We start from the raw sequence: 20905 nt of genomic DNA, 5'->3' as shown, positions 1-20905 counted from the left end.
CGCTTTTTCATTCCGAGACACCTGTTCCGACCCGCGAGACGAATTCGTCCCAGTAGCCGGGCATGGCCTCCCAGGGATCGGCGTCCCCGCCGCCGTCCGTGTGGTCCGTGATCCAGACCGTCGCGGCTCCCTGCCAGCGGGCGATGCGCAGCGCCTCGGTCAGGTGGGGGCGGGGCACGCCGTGGACGAAGTGGCAGAAGCGCTCGGGCGCATGGTCGGCGGTCCACTCGGCGACCTGCGACCAGCGGTAGTCGCTCCAGGGTCCGGAGAAGGTGACCAGCTGGTCGGCGAGCTCGACGTAGCCGGGGTGCGGGTGGATGCCGTGGCCGAGGACGATGTGGGCAGCGTCACGGATCACGCGGAGCGTGGCGACCGTGCGGCGGACCTCGGGCAGCCCGGCGTGGTCCGCCGGGCAGCGCTCCAGGAGGAAGCCGTCGACCTGGTACCAGTCGACGAACCGGTGGGCGTCCGAGATCAGCTCGCCGAAGTTGCGGGTGCCGTACCGGGTGTCGAGGTGGCCGAGGACGCGGATGCCCGCGTTGCGCAGCCGGCCGGCCGCCTCCAGGCAGTGCGGGTCGGGGCGCGCGCCGGGGCCGTCGGACACGTTGAGGACCACCCAGTGCAGCGGGGTGCCGGGGCGGGTCAGCTCGCCCCACTCGGTGGGAGCGAGGAGGGGGTGCGCGTACCCGGGGACGCCGACGCCGGGGCGGAGTTCCGTGCCCGAGGTGTGCCGCCGGGATCTGGTCAGATGCGGCATGCCGCCTCCATCCAGATGTCGGCGAGGGACTCCTCCAGGCCGATCCGGGGACGCCATCCGAGCCGGTCGCGAGCGGTGCGCACATCGGCCTGCTGCCAGCTGCCGCAACCGTCGGGGTACGGGTACGCGACGGGGGGCGCGTGGTCAGGGTCGGGGCGGGGGTGGCCGATGGCCGTGCGCAGGGCGCCGGGCGGGCCGTCGAGTTCGTGGAGGGCGCCGCCGTATCCGGCGACCCGGGCGAGGACCGCGGCGGCGTCGCGCAGGCGCACCGCACGGCCGGAGCCGATGTTGATGACGCCCTGCGCGGCGGAGAGCGAGGCGGCGTGGACGGCACGGGCCACATCGCGGACGTCGACGAAGTCGCGTTGCGCGCCCAGGCCGCCGAGCTTCAGCTCGCCGTCGCCGGACTGCATGGCGCGGCGCATGGCCTCGGCGAGGCGGCCCAGCGGGGAGCCGGCGGGCGTGCCGGGTCCGGCCGGTGAGAAGACACGCAGGACGACGGCGTCCAGACCGGAGCCGAGGACCAGCTCGGTGGCGGCGAGTTTGCTGACCCCGTACGGACCGCCGGGCCGGGGCACGGCGTCCTCGGCGGTGGAGGAGCCGGGCTGGCTCGGGCCGTACTCCGCGCTGCAGCCGATCTGCACCAGTCGGGCACCGCAGCCACTGCGGCGCAGGGCCTCGCAGACGGTGGCCACGGCGACGGTGTTGTGGCGGGTGAGTTCGCGGGCCCCGCCGCGGGTGGCGCCGGCGCAGTTGACGACGACACCGGGGTGGACCGCGTCGAGGAAGCGGGTGAGGGCGCCGGGACTGCCGGAGGCGAGGTCGAAGCGGACGTCGGCGTCGTCACCGCGGCCGAGGGCGGTGAGTTGCACGGCCGGGTCGGCGAGCAGACGGTCGGCGACGAAGCGCCCGATGTAGCCGTTGGCTCCGATCAGCAGGACTCTCATCGCGCGGCTCCCCAAGTCGCCGGGGTTCCTGGGTGGGTGATCATGCGATTTCTCCTCGGGGCGGAAAGGAAGGGAGCGGAAAGGAAGGGACGGGGCGGGTGCCGCCCGTGGCGGTGGGGCCGGTGTCCGGGGCGGTCACGGCGCGGGTTCCGGCGGTGCGTGGGCCGAGGCCCGGGTCAGCTTGCGGGTCGCGTGGACCAGGAGGGTCAGGGCCGCCACCCCGCAGGCGAGCGCGGGGACGCTCCCGGCGCCCCAGGGGGCGACGAGGGTTTCGACGGGAGTGGCGAGGAAGCCCAGACCGGGGAGGCGGGAGGCGAAGACCGTGGCGAGGGCGGCCGCCTCGATCGTGGCCGCCGCGGTGAGGACCACGGCGGGGGCGTAGGTGAAGCCGTGCGTGGTGAGGAGGCGGGCCAGGAACAGGAGGGAGCCCAGGGCCAGGGCCTGCGCGAGGACCGCGGGCTCGTCGAGGACTGCCGCGCAGAGGGTGACCAGACCCGCCAGGGCGCCCAGGAACAGGGCGATCGTGCCGAGCAGGAGGGGGCGTACGGCGGCGGCGAAGTCCTCCAGGCCGCGGCTGGCCCCGAGTCGGCGACGGGTGCGCACGGTGAAGAGGTGCGCGGTCCAGGCGGCGGGCGCGCAGGCCAGGGCGAGGGCCAGGACCGGGGCGGCGGTGAGGGGCCAGGGGCCGTCGGCCGTGCCGGTGGGCAGGGCGGCGGGGCCTCCGGCGAGGGCGCTGTCGAGCAGGCCGTTGCCCAGGAGGGAGTAGGCGATGAGCCACACGGTCCAGGGGGTGGTCCGGCCGGAGGCCGCGCCGGGCCGTGGTCCGGGCCGGGCCGCATCGGTCCTGCTGAGGGGGCCGCGGCGCAGGGCCGCGCGGAGCGCCAGGGCCACGGCGAGGCCACCGGCTGCGGCCGCGAGCAGGCGTGACTGGCCATGGCTGAGGTGCACGGCGGTCACGGCGGCGGCGCACAGCGCACCGGGCAGCAGGCTCAGAAGGGCCCAGCCGGCGCGCACCCGGGGCGTGGCGGGTGGGGCGGGCAGGGGCGTGTCCCCGTCACGGGAGACGCGCGCGTACATCTCCTCGGCGAGGGAGAAGACGTCCCGGTGGCGGAAGCGGGCGGCGGTCCGGTCGGTGATGCCGTGCGCCTCCAGTCCCGCGGCGATCTCGAGGGGGTCCACCGCACGCTCGCAGAGCTCCCGGTGCCGGTGCATCAGCGCCTTCACCGGGTCGGCAGCGCCCCGACGCGGGGCGGACGCCTTGCGGCCGGCGGCCGGCCCAGCCGTCCCGGGCACCTTGCGGCCGGCGGCCGGCTCAGCCGTCCCGGGCACCTTGGGGCCTGAGGCCGGCTTCCGGCTTCCTGGCACCTTGGGGTCGGCGGCCGCCTCAGGAGCTGTCGGGTCCGTGACGGCCGAGTGCGCCGGGGCGGAGTCCGTCGTGGGCGAGTCCGTGGTGGCCGAGTTCGTGATCGTCGTGGCCGGTTCCTTCTCCGGGTGGACATCCCGTGTCCCGGGGTGGGGTGCGGTTCCCGGACGGTCCAGTTCGTCCAAGTCGCTCATCGGGCGCCCTCCGGGGCGGGGAGCGGAGTGGTCGCGCGTACGGGCCTGCTCGCAGCCCAGCCGGGGCCGCCGCGGGCGGCGAGGTCGGGCGAGGCGGCGGTCCAGCGGACGGACACATGCGCTTCGGCGGGAATCGCGAACGGCAGCGGCTCTCCCGCTCCGTCGAGGAGGGCCCGGCGGACGGGTGCCCGGGAGACGATCTCCAGGTAAATGCCGTGAAATGCCTCGATGTTCTGCTCGACCGTGAACAGTTCGAGGGCCCGGGCGCGAGCGGCGGCTCCCAGGCGCGCACGCCGCTCGGGGTCGCGCAGCAGTGCCACGCACGCCTCGGCGAGCGCCCGCGGGTTGCGCGGCGGTACGACGAGCCCCGTACCTCCGATGACCTCCACGACCGCGCCGACGTCCGTCGACACCGTCGCGCGACCGCAGAGCATGGCCTCCACGAGGCCGACGGGGAAACCCTCGACGACGCTGGAGAGGACGGTCACGGCGCCCGAGGCGTAGGCGTCGGCGAGGGCCGGGAGTTCGGGGCCGCCGGTCTCCTCGAAGGACACCGGGTTGTCTCCGGCGGCGTGCGGGCCCTCGGCCTCGTCGGGGAAGAGCTGGGCGGCCAGCGTCCTGCAGTGGCCGAGGTAGGCCGCGCCCTCGGGGCCGGCGGGCGTGCCGACGATGCGCAGGCGGGTCCTCGGCGACTGTTTGCGGACCTCCGCGAAGGCGTGCAGCAGCGAGACCAGGTCCTTGGCGGGCTCGACGCGGCCGACCCAGACCAGCGTGTCGGGGTCGACGCAGTCCGGCGACTCGCCCACCTCGGCGAAGGGCCGGGCATTCATGCCGGGGTAGACCGTGCGGAGCTTCTCGCGCTCGGCACCGCAGCGTTCCTGCCAGCGGCGGGCGTGGGTGTTGCCGGCGGTGACGACCTCGGCCTGCCTGTAGGCCTCGGCCGCGAGCCGGCCCTGGAGGGCCGCCAGCAGGGACCGTACGGCGGGTGGGGCGTCCGGGGCGGTGAGGTAGTGCGTCCGCAGACGCACGCCGTACTCGGTCACCATCAGGGGCACGCCGGTGAAGTGCCGGGCGAGCAGGCCCGGCAGGGCGGCCGTGCCGCCGGATGCCGCGTGGCAGAGGTCGACCGCACCGAGCCCGTCGTCCTCGTACCAGTCGAGGGAGAGGGGGCGCAGGGCGCGTTCCAGGTGTGTGGCGACGGTGAGCAGATCCGGTACGCGCGCCTCACGGGCCGTGCGGTGAGCGCCGGGCGCGCGACAGGCGCGTTCCAGGGTGCGTACGGCGGCCTCCGACCGGAGGGCTCCCGTCAGTCCGCCCTCCTCGCGGGCGAGTTCGGCGAGCCCGTACAGAGCGTTGGCGAAACGGTCCGCCTCCGAGGTCGGAGCGCCTCCGGTGGCACTGGAGGCGCTCCCGGAGATCCCCCCGGCAGCACCGGAAGCACCTCCCGGCGAAGCCCCCGGCGCCCCGCACAGCACGGCGGCCAGTTCCCCGAAGCACTCGGTGAACCGCCGGCGCGCGCGGCGCCCGAGCGCCACCTCGTCGTCCTCGGCCATCCAGAGTGGCGCGGTGCGCACCCTGCGGACGTTCCGTGGCAGCGGGATCCAGCCCTCGTCCTCCTGGTGCTGGCTGCGGCTGAGCGCGTAGACGTCGAACTCGTGCTGGGCGAGTCCGTGCACCAGCCGGTCGCACCAGAGCCTGGCGTCACCGCTCACATACGGATAGCCACCTTCCGTAAGCAGTCCGATGCGCACGAGTGCACCCCCGATCTCCCGTATGGGGAGCCGCCGTTGCCCGGCGGCTCGCAGCGGGACGAACGTATGCGGACAAGGCGGTGGTGCGACGGACGGTTGTCCGTCGCACCACCAAAAGGGGTGAACGGTCGTAACTTTCCTGCGCGGATCGCGTTCTGTCGCGCTAGGAGATCAAGCGGACACGGATCGTCACGCCGCGGCCGGCTCCCGCGCCGATGACGGTGTCATGCTGTGGCCAACTCCTCCCGCTGCACCCGGCGTCGCTCGGCGGCCTCCGGGTCCAGCGCCGGCACGGCGGCCAGCAACTGCCGGGTGTAGGGGTCGCTCGGCGACTCGTACACGTCCTCGACGGGCCCCTCCTCGACGACCCTGCCCCGCCGCATCACCGCGACCCGGTCGCTGGCCTGGCGGACGACGGCCAGGTCGTGCGCGACGAAGACGAGTGCGAGCCCGAGTTCGCGCTGCAACTCCGCGAGCAGGTCGACCACATGCGCCTGGGTGGTGACGTCGAGGGCTGAGACCGGCTCGTCGCAGACGATGACGCGTGGGTCGGCCGCGAGCGCCCGGGCGATGCCGACACGCTGGCGCTGCCCGCCGCTGAACTCATGGGGATAGCGGTCGTAGTGAGCCGCGTCGAGCCCCACGCGCACCAGCAGTTCACCCACGCGCTCGCGGATGCGCCCTTCCTGCCGCTCGCCCCGGGCGCGCAGCGGGTCGGCGATGGACTCGCCCACGCTGCGGCGCGGGTTGAGGGAGGAGACGGGGTCCTGGAAGACCATCTGCACGGCCGGGGTCACCCCTGCGTGCGGACGGCCCTCGAAGGTCAGCGTTCCCGCCGTCGGCTCCAGCAGCCCGACGAGCATGCGTCCGAGGGTCGTCTTGCCGCTGCCGCTCTCGCCGACGATCCCGAGGGTCTCCCCGCGGCGCAGGGTCAGGGACACGTCGTCCACGGCGGTGAAGGCCCGCTTCCCGCGCCCGAACACGCGCCTGAGGCCGTCCGCCTCCAGGACGACTTCCTCGGGGGCCGTCGAGGTCTTCCGCGGCGCGTCCAGCCGGGGAACCGCGGCCAGGAGTTCCCGGGTGTACGGCTCGGCCGGTGCGCCCAGCACGCCGGTGACCGGTCCGTGCTCGACCGCCTTGCCGTGCCGCATCACCAGCACCTCGTCGACGCTCTCGGCGGCGACACCCACATCGTGCGTGACGAGCAGCAGGCCCATGCCGGTCTCCTCGCGCAGAGTCTGGAGCAGGTCGAGGACCTGGGCCTGGACGGTCACGTCGAGGGCGGTCGTCGGCTCGTCGGCGATCAGCAGCCGGGGTTCGCACGCGAGCGCCATCGCGATCAGGGCGCGCTGGCGCATACCGCCGCTGAACTCGTGCGGCCGGAACCGGGATCGCCGGACCGCGTCCGGGATGCCCACCCGGTTCAGGACTTCCACGGCACGCGCGCGTGCCGCCCGCCGGGACGCGCGGGCGTGCACGCGGTACACCTCGGCGATCTGGTCGCCGACCGCGTAGTACGGGTCGAGGGAGGACAGCGGATCCTGGAAGACCATGGCGGCCCGCCCGCCGCGCAGCCGGCGAAGCTCCTCATCGGAGGCGTGCTGCACATCGGTGCCGGCCACCTCGACGGTGCCCTCGACCCGAGCGCCCGTGCCACGGTGCAGGCCGAGCAGCGCGGACGCCACGGTCGACTTGCCGGAGCCGGACTCTCCGACCAGGGCGAGGGCGGCGCCCTCCTCCAGGCGGAAGGAGAGTCCGTCGACGGCGCGCAGCGCGCCGAAGTCCACGCGCAGGCCGGTCACGTCGACCAGGCTCATGTCAGCACCACCCGTCGGTCGGCCACCGCGTACAGGACGTCCGCGACGGCGTTGGCGAGGACCACGAAGAATCCGATGACCAGGACCATGCCGACCACGACCGGCAGGTCGACGACGTTGACGGCATGGACGAGCTCCTGTCCGATGCCGGGCAGGCCGAACAGCGTCTCGGTGAGTACGGCGCCGCCGATGGCCGAGCCGACGTTGTTGGCGTTCAGTGCGATGACCGGCGCGAACGCACCGCGCAGGGCGTGCCGTCCGACGATCGACCGTTCGCCGACGCCGTACGCGCGGAAGGTGCGGATGTGGTCCTCGGCCAGTGTCTCCAGCATGGATGCCCGGGTGAGCCGGGCGAACGCGGCGGCCTCGATGAGGGCGAGCGACAGCCAGGGCAGCAGCAGGTTCCACGCCCACTGTTCGGGGTCGTCGGTGAGGGCGACGTACTGCGGGAAGGGCAGCAGCCGCAGTTCCCCGCAGACGACGATCATCAGGATCAGGCCGATCACGAAGACCGGGGTGGCCGTGCCCGCGAGGGTGACGCCGGTCAGCACCCTCTCGGAGAACCGGCCGCGCCGCCAGGCGGAGAGCATGCCGGTGCCCACCCCGAGGATCAGCCAGAGCACCATCGCGCCGGCCACCAGGGACAGACTGACGGGGAGCTTCGCCCAGATCAGCTGCATGACCTGCTGGTCGCTCTGGTACGACAGGCCGAGGCAGGGCGCGGAGCAGTGCTGCACGGACGTGCCGGTCGAGTAGTCCTGGCCGGCGACGAGGCCTTGGAGGAAGTGCCCGAACCGGACGAACAGCGGGTCGTCGAGGTTCAGTTGCCGGGCCACCTGGTGCACCTGTTCCGGTGAGCAGCGCGGACCGCAGGTGATCTGGGCGACGTTGCCTGGGGTGGCGTAGAAGACGACGTAGACGATCACCGAGATGGCGAGCAGGGTGACTCCGGCACCGACGGCGCGGCGCAGGACGAAACCGGTGAACCCGTTCATGCCGTCCCTCCCCCGGGCGCTTTGGACTCCCGCCTGCGTCCGGTGCCGATGCGCAGCCGGGAGGCCGCGCGCGGGTCGAGGGCCGTGCGGATCCCGTCGCCGAGGACCGTGAGGGCGAGCACGGTGACGAACAGGGCGCCCGCGGGCAGCAGCAGGTACTGCGGAGCGGCCTGGTACCAGACGTCGGCGGCGGTGAGCATCTGTCCCCATGAGGGCGTCGGAGGCTTCACACCGACGCCGAGGAAGGAGAGCGCGGCCTCGACGGTGATGTTCGACGGGACGAGCAGCGCGGCGTAGGTGATGACGGGGGCGGCGATCCCGGGCAGCAGTTCGCGGCGGGCGATGCTCCAGGTGCCCCAGCCGCTGAGCCGGGCCGCGGAGACGTGGTCGAGCTCCTTGAGGGTGAGGGTCTGCGCGCGCACGATCCTGGCGATGTTGCCCCAGCCGATCAGGCCGATGACGAGCGCGACGAGCACGGGCCGCGGGAAGCTCGCCGGGACGATCGCGAGCAGCGCCAGCGACATGATCATGAGCGGCATGGCGACGATGATGTCCGTGAACCGGCTCAACAGTTGATCAACCCATCGCTTGCCCAGCGCGGCCGCGACACCCAGGGTGATGCCGATGGCGACCTGTACGACGGTCGCGGCCAGCGCGACGCCCAGTGACACGCGCGCGCCGTACACCAGCCGCGCGAACAGGTCCCGGCCGGTCTGCGGTTCGACGCCGAACCAGTGGTCGGCGCTCGCTCCGCCGAAGGATCCGATGGGCACGCCGCCGCGTGCGGAGTCCACGAGGGACGGGTGGTAGGTGGTCGGGTCCTGGCCCTCGACGGCGGTGAGCAGCGGCGCGGCGAGCGCGACCAGGACGAGCAACGCGACGACTCCGGCCGCGACGAGGGCGGCGCGCTGCGTGCGCAGCCGCCGCCAGAACTGACGGGCCCCCGAGGCGGCCGGGACGGCAGGGTCCGTCACGGCCGCCTCGGCGGCGAGAAGTGCCTCACTCACGGCGTCACTTCACCGCGACCTGCGAGATGTCCAGCACACCGGTCCAGTCGCTGATCACGATGTTCTTGACGTCCTCGCCGTACAGGCGCGTGTAGACGGGGTGGAACAGCGGGACGGTCAGGGCCTTCTCGCCGATCTTCTTGTCCAGTGCACCCCACCTCTTGGCTGCCTGGTCAAGATCCGTCAACTTGTTGATCGCGTCAATCTCGGCATTGACGGACTTGTCGTTCAGCAGGCCGGTGTTGAAGTTCGCGCCGTCCTCGACGATCTGACGGCCGTCGAAGATCGGGGCGAGGAACGGACCGCCGGAGGGCCAGTCGGCACCCCAGTGGGCGAGGAAGAAGCCGGGCTCGGTCTTCACATTGTGGATCTTGTCGGAGTAGTCGTTCTCCTCCAGACCCTGGAGCTTGACGGTGATGCCGGCCTTCTTGAGGGCGTCCTGGATGGCGGTCGCGATCTCGGGGCTGGTCTCGAAGTCCTTGGCGTTGGAATGCGTCAGCGTGACGGTGAGGCCCTTCGCATATCCGGCCTCCTTCAGCAGCGCCTTGGCCTTGGCCGGGTCGCCGGCCTTGCCCGCGGGGAAGAGGTCGTAGGGCGTGTAGCCGAAGGACTTCTGGTCGGGCAGGAAGGTGGTGGCGGGCTCGGCCAGGGCGGAACCCCCCGCGGCGTTCACCACGGACGACCGGTCGATGGCGTACGAGATCGCCTGCCGCACCTTGGCGTTGCCGAACGGCTTGATGGACGGGTTGAACGCGATGTAGTTGGTGTAGCCGAAGTGCCCGGTGCCGACGCGGGAGGCGAGGTCCTTGTCCCCGGTGACCTTGGCCAGTTCGGCCGGGCCGAGGTTGGTGTCCGTGGTGACGGCGGCGGCGTCCGCTCCCTGGGACGCGGACAGGCGCTGGTTGATCACGGACGAGTCGAGCCCGGACCGTACGTCGATCTTGTCCGGGTAGGCCTTGCGCTCGGCGTCGGTAGCGGCGGACCAGTGCGGGTTGCGCTCCAGGACCAGCCGCTCTCCGTCGTTGTCGTTCCGCACGACCTTGTACGGCCCGGAGGAGACCGGGTGCTCCTCGTACTTCGTGCCGGTGTCCTTGCTCTTCGGGACGGGCGTGAACTGCGTCTGCGTGGCCAGGTAGGGGAACTCGCCCTCGGGCTTGTTCAGGTGGAAGACGATGGTCCGCTCGTCCGGCGTCTCGATCGCGTCGAGGCCCTTGTTGTCCTTGTACGGGCCCTGGTAGCCGGCGGCCCCGACGAGCCAGTCCCGCAGATAGGGGGCGCCGCCCGACAGTTCGGGGGCGAAGGAGCGCTCGATGCCGTACTTGATGTCGGCCGAGGTGATGGTGGTGCCGTCTTCGTACTTCAGGCCCTCCTTCAGGGTGTACGTCCAGACGGTCGCGTCCTTGTTGGGACGCCCGGTGTCGGTGGCGAGGTCGGGGACGACCTTCGCGCCGGCGGCGCCGTTCTCGCGGTTGCGGGTGGTGAGCGTGCGGAAGACCAGGGACGGGACGTTGCCGCCGCCGGAGGTGTAGAGGCGGGCCGGGTCGAAGTCCTGCTGGGCGTTGGCGTTCAGGACGGTGAGGGTGCCGCCCTTGTGGGGCGCGGAGTCGCCGCCGGCGCCCTTGGCATCGTTGTCCTTCGGCCCGCAGGCGGCGGCACCCGCTGCCAGGACCAGGCTGACGGATGCCGCGGCCACGCGGCGCGCTCTGACGGACGGATGGCGCATCACCATGACGACCTCTCGGAAGGCGTCCCGGATCACGGATCACGGATCACAGAAACGGATCTTGAATCACAGATCACGGATCACTGATCACAGATCTCGGATCGCGAGACGAAATGACGAAGGGTGAGACGAAAGAAGACAGACGTCTGCCCGGCGCCGGGTCGTCGAAAAGCCGCGACAGGGTCACGGGAAGGTCAGCGACGCGCGCCTGGGGCGGGCGTCAGCAACAGTGAATGTCGGCCACGCACAGCGGGGTCACGCCGATGAGCGCCAGCTCGATGGCGGCGCGAACGGAGACGTGGCGGGGCGACATGCTCAGAAATATGATCGAACTTTCCGAGCATGTCAACGCGAGCCGTGCCACACCACCGGTGCCGATCGTCAACTGCCGGGGTAGGCCCAGGGGTTGGCGCGGCAGTGGATTCCGTCGTGGTCGAGGAACTTGGTCTGCTGCTGCATGACCGGCGCGAGGTCGCCGTTCTTGTCGCAGGTGACGTGGTTGTAGCCGAGGCGGTGGCCGACCTCGTGGTTGATCAGCATCTGCCGGTAGGCGTGGATCTTGCTGTCGCCGTAGGTCGGTGAGCCCTGGGCCCACCGGTAGGCGTTGATCATCACGCGTTCGGTAGCGGCCGAGTCGCAGGAGACGTTGTCCTGGGTGGTGTCCAGGCCCGACTTGGCACACCAGTCGGCGGTCGTGCCGGGGCTGGCGAGAGTGATCACGAAATCGGGCTTGCCGGAGTAGATGCGCTCGAAGGTGCGGGCGCCGTTGTGGGCCCAGCTGCGCCGGTCGTTGAGCGTCTGCTGCACGGCCTCGGCGAACAGGGCGCCGTCGAGTCCGAGTCCCTGTTCCACGTCGACGCGGTAGGTGAACTTCTGCCCGGCGCCCGGCGCCTCGGCGATGCCGGGGACGGCGTCGAACCTCCCGGAACCCTTGAGCTCGGCGCCGAGCGGGTAGGTCCGGCTCATCTTCTCGTCGTACGTCAGCGGCTTGACCTCGGGGGCGGGTGCCCGGCCGTCCGCGCGGGACGCGGAGTCGCGGACGTCGCGGCCCCGGTCGGGGGCGGACTGCGACTGCACGCCGGCGCCGCCGTTGTCGTCGGTGACCTGGCCGGCGACGACGACGGCCAGCACGGTGGTGACGGCCGCGGCCGCGATGCCGGTGAAGGCACGGCCCTTGCCGCCCTTGCCCGGCACGGGCGCGCCGGTGGGCCTCGCGTCGTCCTGGCCGCCGGACCCGGACCCGGAGTCGGCGGCGCTGCCGACGCTCCAGTCCGTGACGGAGGCGTAGGCGTCCGCGGCGTGCGCGGAGCCGGGCGTACGGGGCGCGAAGACGTCGTCCTCCTCGTCGACGAAGGCATCGAGATAGTCCTGCCGCGGCCCGGGCACGGAGGCCCGGCGCTGCCGCGGTATGGGAACACCGACTTCGGCGGGTGCCCCGCCGTTCCCTCTCAACTCACCCCAGGCGCCTCCTGCTTCGCGCTGCTCGGGATGCCCGCCGCGGGCCTGCGGAAAGCCGTGCGCGGGCGGGCCGTCGGGCAGCCGCGGCACACCGCGCGGCGGCGTACCACCGGCCACCCGTGGCATCCCGTGCGCGGGAGTCCCATCGGGCAGCCGAGAAACGCCGTGCCCAGGGGCCCCATCAGCCAACCTCGGCACACCATGCGCAGGAGTCCCATCCGCCAACCCCGGAACACCCCGCGCCGGAGTCCCGTCCGCGAGCCGCGGCACCCCACGCACCGGCGTGCCGTCCGGCAGGCGCGGGAGGCCCTGGGGCGGTGTGCCGTGCGGGTGCCAGCCGTCGGGGAGGCGGGGCATGCCGGGTGGCGGCGGCGTCCCCTCAGCCGGCGCGGGCCGCGGCCCCGGCACCCTGCGCGGGCCCTGCGACGGCCAGCCGCCCTGCGGGGCGCCGGGCGGTGCGGTCCTGGCTCCACGGCCGGCGTCCGGCGCCTGGCCCGGCCTCTGCCCCTGCGCGGCCCCGGCCCGGCCGTCCCGTACTGCGGTTGTGTCCGCGCTGTCGCCCTTGGCGACCGGTCCGCGGCGGCTGTGGCGTCCCACGTCGCGCCTCAGCCCCCCATGCTCTCGTCGGTTCCTGCTTCGTCGACGGCGTCGCCCCCGGTGTCCGCCCGGCCGGCCCGCCTCGCTCGCTGCGCGCCCAACTCTCCCGCGTCTTCGAGGAGTTCACGAAACGCCAGAGCCACCGTCTCCGGGTACTCCATCATCGCCACATGGCCCGCGTCGGGCAACGTCACGAGCCGGGAGTCGCGGAAGGCCCGGGCCGCCTTCTGTGCCATGCGGAAGCCGACGAGCTGGTCGCGGCCGCCGTAGACGAGGAGGGTCGGGGCGAGGACCCGTTCGGCCTGGCGCCAGAGCCCCTGCTGGCCGCCCAGGGTGTACGCGTTGACGATCCCTCGCGCGGAGCGCGCCATCGCGTCCCAGAAGTACGGCAGCCGCAGCCGCCGCTCCATCTCCTGCACGGCGTTGCGGAATCCTTCCGGCGTCACCCGCCCGGGGTCTCCGTAACACAGCGCCATCACGCCGCGGACCCGCTGCTCCGCCGTCCAATCGCGGGTGAGCCGGGTGAAGAGCAGGGCGACTCCGGGCACCGCCAGGAGCCCCGTGGGCACGGCGGCGCGCTGCACTCGGATCTCCGGCAGGGCGGGCGACACAAGGGTGAGCGTACGGACCAGATCGGGCCGGACCGCGGCGACACGTGTGGTGATGGCGCCGCCGAGCGAGTTCCCGAACAGGTGCACGGGGCCGCGCCCGGAGGCGTCGAGGTAACGGATGACGGCGCGCGCGTGGCCCGTGACGGAGTAGTTGCCGTCGTCCGGTGGCGGGGAGTCGCCGAAGCCGGGCAGGTCGAGGGCCTCGCCGTCGACGTCGCCGTCCAGCAGCGCCATCAGCGCCGACCAGTTCTGTGAGGAACCGCCGAGCCCGTGCACGTACAGCGCGGGCGGCAGCCCCTCGCGCGCGGGAGGCCTCGACCGGACCGTCAGCGTGACGCCGGGCAGCTCGACCGACCGCAGGCGCTCCCCCTCCGCGACCCGGACGGTCCCCACCTTCGGCAGCACATTGGCGGGCGGCACGAACGGCAGCTCGGTCGAAGACATGCGGCAATGTTACGAGACGATCACGCAGTGACTCATGTGTTCGCCTGTGTTCGCCGTCACAGGATTCGGCCCGTTGCGGAGGCGGAAGTGGAGGCACCCGGACAGCTGCGGGTAGCAGTGAAGGGAATGCGCACTGTGTCACGTCCCGGACGCGGATCGCATAGCGTCCGGATCGGGTGTCTCCTAGGCTCGTACAGAGGGCACCCGCGTGTGGCCCCTGCATTCCCAGGGACGTTCGTAGGAAGGGAGCCCAGCATGGCCGTAGACCCCACCGACCCCGAGACGTTCGAGGCCGAGGACGCGCCACAGGCGCAGGAGTTCGACGTCGAGGCCCCCGAGGTCGACGCGGCCGAGCAGCAGGCGGACATCGCGCCGGACCGCGACGACCCGCTGACCGCCGTCGACCCGGACCGCGCCAATGAGGCCGACCTGGTGGAGCAGGCCCGGATCGTCTCGCTCGACGAGGACGACTACCGGTGACACTCGCCGCCGACGGGCGACGAGCAGCTCCCACGAACAGGAAAGAGGCAGCAGTTTGCCCGCTCTGACCCTGTTTGAAACCTTCGCAACCGCTTTCGCAACCGTCCGGTCCGTGAAATTCTGCGTTCTCACCGCGCACACCACGGTTACCGAAAAGTACGATGGCGACGCGGCCAGATCCGCACATGGACGAACATGGGAGGCGGCGTGACAGCCATCGAGCAGACAGAGGCGGTTCGCCCGCGGGGCACACGCCTGCCGCGCCGTGCCCGACGCAACCAGCTCCTGGGCGCCGCCCAGGAGGTCTTCGTGGCCCAGGGCTACCACGCGGCCGCGATGGACGACATCGCGGAGCGCGCGGGCGTCAGCAAGCCGGTGCTCTACCAGCACTTCCCGGGCAAGCTCGACCTCTATCTCGCGCTGCTGGACCAGCACTGCGAGTCGCTCATCCAGTCCGTGCGGAACGCGCTCGCGTCGACGACCGACAACAAGCAGCGCGTCCGGGCGACGATGGACGCCTACTTCGCCTACGTCGAGGACGACGGCGGCGCCTTCCGCCTGGTCTTCGAGTCGGACCTGACGAACGAGCCCGCCGTGCGCGAGCGCGTCGACAAGGTCACGAACGAGTGCGCGGAGGCGATCTGCGACGTCATCGCCGAGGACACCGGCCTGTCGCGCGCGGAGTCGATGCTGCTCGCCTCGGGCCTGGGCGGCCTGGCCCAGGTGGTGGCGCGGTCCTGGCTGCACAGCGACCGCAGCGTGCCGCGCGACCAGGCCGTACAGCTGCTCACGTCGCTTGCGTGGCGCGGTATCGCGGGCTTCCCGCTGCACGGCATGGACCAGCCGCACCACTGAGGGGCGCCTTGTTCCCGTCCGGTGTTCGCTCGTGGCGTTCTCGGGCGGACCATGTACGTCCCCTCACCGGGCTAATGTGTGCTGCGTACGGCGCGGAAGGTCGCGCACATCACTGACCGTCGGAGGGACATAGCCGTGGAGGTCAAGATCGGCGTGCAGCACGCGCCCCGCGAGATCGTTCTGGAGAGCGGTCAGACTGCCGAGGAGGTCGAGCGCGTGGTCGCCGAGGCACTGGCAGGCAAGTCGCAGCTGCTGAGCCTCGTGGACGAGCACGGCCGCAAGCTCCTCGTCCCGGCCGACCGTCTCGCGTACGTCGAGATCGGTGAGCCGGCCCCGCGCAAGGTGGGCTTCGGCGCGCTGTAGGCGCATACGCGAAGGGGGCGGAACGGCTGCCGGCCGTTCCGCCCCCTTCGCGTATGCGCGCCCTTCATGCGCATGCGCGCCCTTCGCGCTCCCAGGCCCCTTCGCGTTCCCCGGCCCCTTGCGGTACACCGCTTCCTCCACGGATGGAGCACAAGTCGCCCACAGGGGTGGATTGGATTTCGCAGGTCAGGGGTAAGACGGGCTACGACCGATGTGGGCATCCGGCCGTGTGGGAGGGACCCCGACATGCTCCTGGAAGCGCTGAGCTCCGCGATCCTCGGCCTGGCTCTGGCGTGGGCGGCCACGCACCGCCTGTCGCACCGTCTCCCGGCGCGCCCCATGGTGCTGTCGACCGGTGTCGCCGGCGCCCTCTTCGGGGCCTTCGTCATGCACAGCGCGCTGGACGCCGGGCACGTGCTGCTCGTGCTGCTCGGTGCGGTGATCGTCTCCGTGGCCTCGCTGTCGCTGCTGCTGCGCCCCGCGGGAAGACTGCGCCGCCGGTCGGCGACCGCCTGAGCAGTCGCCGACGGTGGTGGCGCTGACGACGTGGCCCGGCCGCCCGGCGATGGACTAGGCGGCCAGTCCCAGCGCGGCCATCCGCTTGGTGTGGGCCTCGGTGATCCGGGAGAACATCTTGCCGACCTCGGCGAGGTCGAAGCCGTCCGCGACACCGCCCACCAGCATGGTCGACAGCGCGTCGCGGTCGGCGACCACCCGCTGGGACTGCGACAGGGCCTCGCCCATCAGCCGCCGCGCCCACAGCGCGAGCCGCCCGCCCACGCGCGGGTCGGCGTCGATCGCGGCCCGCACCTTCTCCACGGCGAAGCCGCCGTGCCCCGTGTCGTCGAGCACGGCCAGCACGAGATTGCGGGAGTCGGAGTCCAGCCGGGCGGCGACCTCCCGGTAGAAGTCGCTGGCGATGGAGTCGCCGACGTAGGCCTTGACAAGGCCCTCCAGCCAGTCCGAGGGGGCCGTCTGCTTGTGGAACCCGTCGTACGCGGCGACGAAGGGCTCCATCGCCCGCGTCGGCTCCTCCCCGATCTCGGCGAGCCGGTCGCGCAGCCTCTCGAAGTGGTGGAACTCCGCCGACGCCATCTTCGCCAGCTCCGCCTTGTCCGCCAGTGTCGGCGCCAGCTTGGCGTCCTCCGCGAGCCGCTCGAACGCCGCCAGCTCCCCGTACGCAAGCGCACCGAGCAGGTCCACGACCGCGGCGCGGTACTGCGGGTCGGCGGAGGCCGTCGCCCAGTCCCGGGCGGCGACCGAGGTCGGTTCGGCGGCGGCGGTGTCCGAGGCGTTCTCAGGCTTGTCAGAGCTCGTCATGAAGCGCACAATAGTCTGCCCGCCGGGGGGCGTAAGGCCCTGGTCATTCACTGTGACGACGACTACGTGACCGAATCGGCCATCGCATGTGCGCGATTCCGGGGTATGGTGGTAATGCGCCTGCTGGTACGTCGACGTACCTCGACAGGCCGCACGTATGAGGATGCCCGGTCGGTGGCCCGATCGGCTCCGACCCGACAGCCCTCCCCGGCCGTCCGCCCCAGTGCGTACGAGACCCGGAGGGGACACCCTCAGCGGCACGAGCGCTAGAGCGTCGGCGCGGTCCCGTGCTCTACGGCCCGCCCGTAGGCAGCCGACGTCCCCGGCACGGTCTGACACGACCCCGCGCTCGCCTCGCGCCGCCCACACAGAAGAGGCAGCACCCTGACTACGTTCCGAGAGCTCGGAATCCTCCCCGAGACCGCCGAGGCCCTTGAGGCCGTCGGCATCATCACCCCCTTCCCCATCCAGGAGATGACGCTCCCCGTCGCCCTCTCGGGCAAGGACGTCATCGGCCAGGCCAAGACCGGCACCGGCAAGACGCTGGGCTTCGGTCTCCCGCTCCTGGAGCGCGTCACCGTCCCCGCCGACGTCGAGGCCGGGCGCGCCGAGCCCGAGGCGCTCACCGAGGCCCCGCAGGCGCTCGTCGTCGTCCCCACGCGCGAGCTGTGCACGCAGGTCACCAACGACCTGCTGACCGCGGGCAAAGTGCGCAACGTACGGGTCCTCGCCATCTACGGCGGCCGGGCCTACGAGCCCCAGGTCGAGGCCCTGAAGAAGGGCGTCGACGTGGTCGTCGGCACCCCGGGCCGGCTCCTCGACCTCGCCGGGCAGAAGAAGCTGAACCTGAAGCACATCAAGTCGCTGGTCCTCGACGAGGCCGACGAGATGCTCGACCTGGGCTTCCTGCCCGACGTCGAGAAGATCATCAACATGCTGCCGGTGCGGCGTCAGACCATGCTGTTCTCGGCGACCATGCCGGGCGCGGTCATCGGCCTCGCCCGCCGCTACATGTCGCAGCCCACGCACATCAGCGCCACGTCGCCGGACGACGCGGGCGCGACGGTCGCGAACACCAAGCAGTACATCTACCGCGCGCACAACATGGACAAGCCCGAGATGGTCGCGCGCATCCTCCAGGCCGAGGGCCGGGGGCTGGCCATGGTCTTCTGCCGCACCAAGCGCACGGCGGCCGATCTCGCGGACCAGCTGAAGCAGCGCGGTTTCGCCTCCGGGGCGGTTCACGGCGACCTCGGCCAGGGCGCCCGCGAGCAGGCGCTGCGCGCCTTCCGCAACGGCAAGGTGGACGTACTCGTCTGCACCGACGTCGCCGCCCGCGGCATCGACGTCGAGGGCGTGACGCACGTCATCAACTACCAGTCGCCGGAGGAGGAGAAGACGTACCTGCACCGCATCGGCCGTACGGGCCGCGCGGGCGCGAAGGGTACGGCGATCACCCTGGTCGACTGGGACGACATCCCGCGCTGGCAGCTGATCAACAAGGCGCTGGAGCTGGACTTCAACGACCCGCCGGAGACGTACTCCACCTCCCCGCACCTCTACTCCGACCTCGGCATTCCCGAGGGCACGAAGGGCATCCTGCCGCGCTCGGAGCGTACGCGCGCCGGGCTGGACGCGGAGCAGCTGGAAGACCTGGGTGAGCCGGGCGGGCGCGGGCCGCGCGGTCGCGGCGGCCGGGGTGGCCGCGGCGACCGGGACGAGTCCCGCTCGGAGGACCGCGAGCGGTCCTCGCGTACGCCGCGTCGCCGCCGCCGTACCCGTGGCGGGGCCGCGGTGGACGGGGCGCCGGAGTCCACCGGCACGACCGCGCCGGGCACCACGGTCGGCGACGGTGCCGCCGAGGCGGACGCCGTCACGGTTCCGCGCACCCCGCGCCGCCGTCGCCGCACCCGCGGCGGGGCCCAGCCCGAGGCGGCCCCGGTCGTGGCGGTCGAGTCCCCGGTGTCCGAGCAGGCGGAGACCGCCGTCGCGACGGCGGAGGGCACGACGGCCGAGGCTCCGGAGACGGCCGCGAAGCCGCGCCGGCGCCGTACGCGCCGCTCGGAGACGCCCGTGGTGGAGACCGAGGCCGCGGTGACGCCGTCGGTCCCGGAGCAGGTGACCGTCACCGAGGCCCCTGCGGAAACCGCTCGGCCCGAGGCCGCCGTCGCCACGCCGCGCCGCCGCACCCGCAAGGCCACGGCGGCGTCCGCGGCCGAGTCCGCGGCCGACACGGCCGAGGGGACCACCGAGGCCGCTGCGGAGCCGGTGGAGGCGAAGCCGCGCCGTACCCGCAAGACGGCCGCGAAGGCCGAGGCGAGCGTCGACACGGCCGAGGCGGCCGAAGCCAAGCCGCGCCGCACGCGCAAGACGGCCGCAACGGCGGAGGACACCTCCGGGACGGCCGAGGCGAAGCCCCGGCGTACGCGCAAGGCGACGGCAGCGGCAGCCGAGGCCGCCGTCGACACGGCGGAGGCCACCGAGGCCAAGCCGCGCCGCCGCACCCGCAAGACCGCCGAGGTGGCCGAGGCCACCGAGACCACGGCCACGGCTCCGGAGGCCGCGGAGACCAAGCCGCGCCGCACCCGCAAGACCGCCGCCCCGGCGGAGGCCGCCGTCGACACGGCCGAAGGCACGGAGGCCAAGCCGCGCCGCACCCGCAAGACGGCCGCAGCGGCCGTCGCCGAGATCCCGGCCCAGACGGCTCAGGAGCCGGAGGCCGCCGAGGCCAAGCCGCACAGGACGCGGAAGACCGCCGCGGCCGCCCCGGACGGGGAGGCCGCCGAGGCCAAGCCGCGCCGCACGCGGAAGACCGCCGCCGCCCCGGACGGAGAGGCCGCCGAGGCCAAGCCGCGCCGCACGCGGAAGACCGCCGCCGCGGCCGAGGCTGCCGTCGACACGGCCGAGGGCACGGAGGCCAAGCCGCGCCGCCGCACCCGCAAGGCCGCCGAGCCCGCCGAGATCCCCGCACAGGCGGATCAGGAGCCGGAGGCCGCCAAGCCGCGCCGCACGCGCAAGGCGACCACGACCGCCACGGCCGCCACGGCTGCCGCTGCGGAGGACGCGACGGAGGCGAAGCCCAGGGCCCGCCGCACCCGCAAGGCCACGGCCACCGCGGAGCCCACGGAGGGCTGACACACCCCTCTCCGACGGCCCGGCCCCTCACGGGGAGCCGGGCCGTCGGCATTCGCCCGGAGGCCAGGGGCGATTCCCACCCGCTACCCTCGCCCCGTGACCAGCCACCCCGCCTTCCCCCCGCCCCCGGGCGCCCGCGCCTACCCCCTGCGCACCGCGCGCGGCGAGTTCGCCGTCGTCGACTCGCCGCCGGCGGCGGGTGAGGAGGCCAGGGGAGTCGTCCTGATGCTGCCGGGGTTCACCGGGAGCAAGGAGGACTTCCGGTTGCTCCACGAGCCGCTCGCACAGCGGGGGTACCGGGTCGTCGCCGTGGACGGGCGCGGGCAGCACGAGTCGGCCGGTCCCCTGCACGACGAATCCGCCTACGCCCAGCGGGAACTGGCGCGGGACGTGCTCGCACAGGCCGAGGCGCTGGGCGTGCCCGTCCACCTCGTGGGGCACTCACTCGGCGGGCAGATCGCCCGTGCGGCCGTGCTGCTCGACCACTCCCCCTTCGTCTCCTTCACCCTGGTCTCGTCCGGCCCGGCGGAGATCTCCGTCTCCCAGCAGCAGCGCGTGAAGCTGCTGCGCGACGCGCTCGCCGTGCTGTCGATGGAGGAGGTGTGGGAGGCCATCCAGGCCATGGGACCGCCGGAGGAAGTCGGCGGGCCGGCCCGCGGCCTCGGTGACCAGGACCAGTTGCGCCGCCGCTGGCTCGGCCACAGCCCCGCACAACTGCTCGCGACAGGTCGCCAGTTGTGCACCGAGCCGGACCGCGTGGCCGAACTCGCCGCCGTCCCGCTGCCGTTCCACGTCCTGTCGGGCGCGCACGACGACACCTGGCCGGTGGCGATCCTGGACGACATGGCCCTGCGCCTGGACGCGCACCGCACGGTCGTCACCGGAGCCGAGCACTCCCCCAACGCCGATCAGCCGCTCCCGACGGCCCACGCCCTCGCCGACTTCTGGGACGGCGTCGGGCCGGACCCGTCAAAGGCCGCCACCCGGACGCCCTAGGTGTGCTGTTCGGGCAGGTTGGTGACGCGGCTGGCTGGCGTTTGGCCGCCGATTCCGGTGTGGGGTCGGTGGTAGTTGTACCAGTCCAGCCA

Annotated in this window: 19 protein-coding genes; 6 read left to right on the top strand and 13 right to left on the bottom strand. The window is 72.8% G+C overall.

What is annotated here, in order from left to right; genetic code table 11:
• Nucleotides 1–7: 7 nt before the first annotated feature.
• The 11 genes from OO68_RS37510 to OO68_RS37465 form a co-directional block, all read right to left on the bottom strand.
• On the bottom strand, nucleotides 8–757 hold the full coding sequence (locus tag OO68_RS37510) for a spherulation-specific family 4 protein (protein ID WP_033313868.1): 750 nt from the start codon (nucleotides 755–757) through the stop codon (nucleotides 8–10).
• The gene (locus tag OO68_RS37505) at nucleotides 745–1704 is read right to left on the bottom strand and encodes an NAD-dependent epimerase/dehydratase family protein (protein WP_010047687.1); all 960 of its coding nucleotides are present in this window, start codon (nucleotides 1702–1704) and stop codon (nucleotides 745–747) included. Before OO68_RS37505 ends, OO68_RS37510 begins: the two co-directional genes overlap by 13 nt.
• 135 nt (nucleotides 1705–1839) lie before the next feature.
• A complete protein-coding gene (locus OO68_RS37500; protein WP_033313867.1) occupies nucleotides 1840–3261 on the bottom strand; it encodes a hypothetical protein in 1422 nt (473 codons plus the stop codon).
• Nucleotides 3258–5012, bottom strand: a complete 1755-nt coding sequence (locus tag OO68_RS37495) for a DUF3492 domain-containing protein (protein WP_033313866.1) — start codon at nucleotides 5010–5012, stop codon at nucleotides 3258–3260. Before OO68_RS37495 ends, OO68_RS37500 begins: the two co-directional genes overlap by 4 nt.
• Before the next feature lie 224 nt (nucleotides 5013–5236).
• On the bottom strand, nucleotides 5237–6829 hold the full coding sequence (locus tag OO68_RS37490; protein WP_033313864.1) for a dipeptide ABC transporter ATP-binding protein: 1593 nt from the start codon (nucleotides 6827–6829) through the stop codon (nucleotides 5237–5239).
• The gene (locus OO68_RS37485; protein ID WP_033313863.1) at nucleotides 6826–7824 is read right to left on the bottom strand and encodes an ABC transporter permease; all 999 of its coding nucleotides are present in this window, start codon (nucleotides 7822–7824) and stop codon (nucleotides 6826–6828) included. Before OO68_RS37485 ends, OO68_RS37490 begins: the two co-directional genes overlap by 4 nt.
• Nucleotides 7821–8831, bottom strand: a complete 1011-nt coding sequence (locus OO68_RS37480; RefSeq protein ID WP_033313862.1) for an ABC transporter permease — start codon at nucleotides 8829–8831, stop codon at nucleotides 7821–7823. The genes OO68_RS37485 and OO68_RS37480 overlap by 4 nt, the downstream gene beginning before the upstream one ends.
• Nucleotides 8832–8835: 4 nt before the next feature.
• Nucleotides 8836–10554 carry an ABC transporter substrate-binding protein gene (locus OO68_RS37475; RefSeq protein ID WP_033313894.1) on the bottom strand — a complete coding sequence of 573 codons (1719 nt, stop codon included), beginning with the start codon at nucleotides 10552–10554 and terminating at the stop codon, nucleotides 8836–8838.
• Between the two features lie 220 nt (nucleotides 10555–10774).
• Complete coding sequence (locus tag OO68_RS48525) at nucleotides 10775–10867, bottom strand: Ms4533A family Cys-rich leader peptide (RefSeq protein WP_311774658.1); 93 nt, start codon at nucleotides 10865–10867, stop codon at nucleotides 10775–10777.
• A gap of 68 nt (nucleotides 10868–10935) precedes the next feature.
• The gene (locus OO68_RS37470; RefSeq protein ID WP_033313861.1) at nucleotides 10936–12609 is read right to left on the bottom strand and encodes a DUF3152 domain-containing protein; all 1674 of its coding nucleotides are present in this window, start codon (nucleotides 12607–12609) and stop codon (nucleotides 10936–10938) included.
• Between the two features lie 8 nt (nucleotides 12610–12617).
• Complete coding sequence (locus OO68_RS37465; protein WP_033313859.1) at nucleotides 12618–13664, bottom strand: alpha/beta fold hydrolase; 1047 nt, start codon at nucleotides 13662–13664, stop codon at nucleotides 12618–12620.
• Nucleotides 13665–13919: 255 nt separating this feature from the next.
• Here OO68_RS37465 and OO68_RS37460 point away from each other — a divergent pair, with 255 nt between their 5' ends.
• The 4 genes from OO68_RS37460 (at nucleotide 13920) to OO68_RS37445 (ending at nucleotide 15878) form a co-directional block, all read left to right on the top strand.
• The gene (locus OO68_RS37460) at nucleotides 13920–14144 is read left to right on the top strand and encodes an Rv3202a family protein (protein WP_033313858.1); all 225 of its coding nucleotides are present in this window, start codon (nucleotides 13920–13922) and stop codon (nucleotides 14142–14144) included.
• A 207-nt stretch (nucleotides 14145–14351) separates the two neighbouring features.
• A complete protein-coding gene (locus OO68_RS37455; protein WP_031132394.1) occupies nucleotides 14352–14999 on the top strand; it encodes a TetR/AcrR family transcriptional regulator in 648 nt (215 codons plus the stop codon).
• Nucleotides 15000–15134: 135 nt separating this feature from the next.
• Nucleotides 15135–15362, top strand: a complete 228-nt coding sequence (locus OO68_RS37450; protein ID WP_030854792.1) for a DUF3107 domain-containing protein — start codon at nucleotides 15135–15137, stop codon at nucleotides 15360–15362.
• A 246-nt stretch (nucleotides 15363–15608) separates the two neighbouring features.
• Nucleotides 15609–15878: a hypothetical protein gene (locus OO68_RS37445; RefSeq protein ID WP_033313856.1), complete on the top strand. Its 270-nt coding sequence runs from the start codon at nucleotides 15609–15611 to the stop codon at nucleotides 15876–15878.
• A gap of 54 nt (nucleotides 15879–15932) precedes the next feature.
• Here the strand turns inward: OO68_RS37445 and OO68_RS37440 are convergent, their stop codons facing one another.
• A complete protein-coding gene (locus OO68_RS37440) occupies nucleotides 15933–16682 on the bottom strand; it encodes a ferritin-like fold-containing protein (RefSeq protein ID WP_033313892.1) in 750 nt (249 codons plus the stop codon).
• A gap of 474 nt (nucleotides 16683–17156) precedes the next feature.
• Here OO68_RS37440 and OO68_RS37430 point away from each other — a divergent pair, with 474 nt between their 5' ends.
• Nucleotides 17157–19817: a DEAD/DEAH box helicase gene (locus tag OO68_RS37430; protein ID WP_033313854.1), complete on the top strand. Its 2661-nt coding sequence runs from the start codon at nucleotides 17157–17159 to the stop codon at nucleotides 19815–19817.
• Nucleotides 19818–19913: 96 nt separating this feature from the next.
• On the top strand, nucleotides 19914–20813 hold the full coding sequence (locus OO68_RS37425; protein WP_033313853.1) for an alpha/beta fold hydrolase: 900 nt from the start codon (nucleotides 19914–19916) through the stop codon (nucleotides 20811–20813).
• Here OO68_RS37425 and OO68_RS45905 read toward each other — a convergent pair.
• Nucleotides 20810–20905, bottom strand: a 96-nt coding sequence (locus tag OO68_RS45905) for an integrase core domain-containing protein (RefSeq protein ID WP_033313852.1), incomplete at its 5' end; no start/stop codon positions are given. The two genes, OO68_RS37425 and OO68_RS45905, sit on opposite strands and share 4 nt — an antisense overlap.

The sequence above is a fragment of the Streptomyces iakyrus genome (genome assembly GCF_000717055.1).
In the GTDB taxonomy this organism is placed as follows: Bacteria; Actinomycetota; Actinomycetes; order Streptomycetales; family Streptomycetaceae; genus Streptomyces; species Streptomyces iakyrus.
Note: the sequence above shows the minus strand (reverse complement) of the source record. Positions and strands in the feature narration are given on the sequence as shown.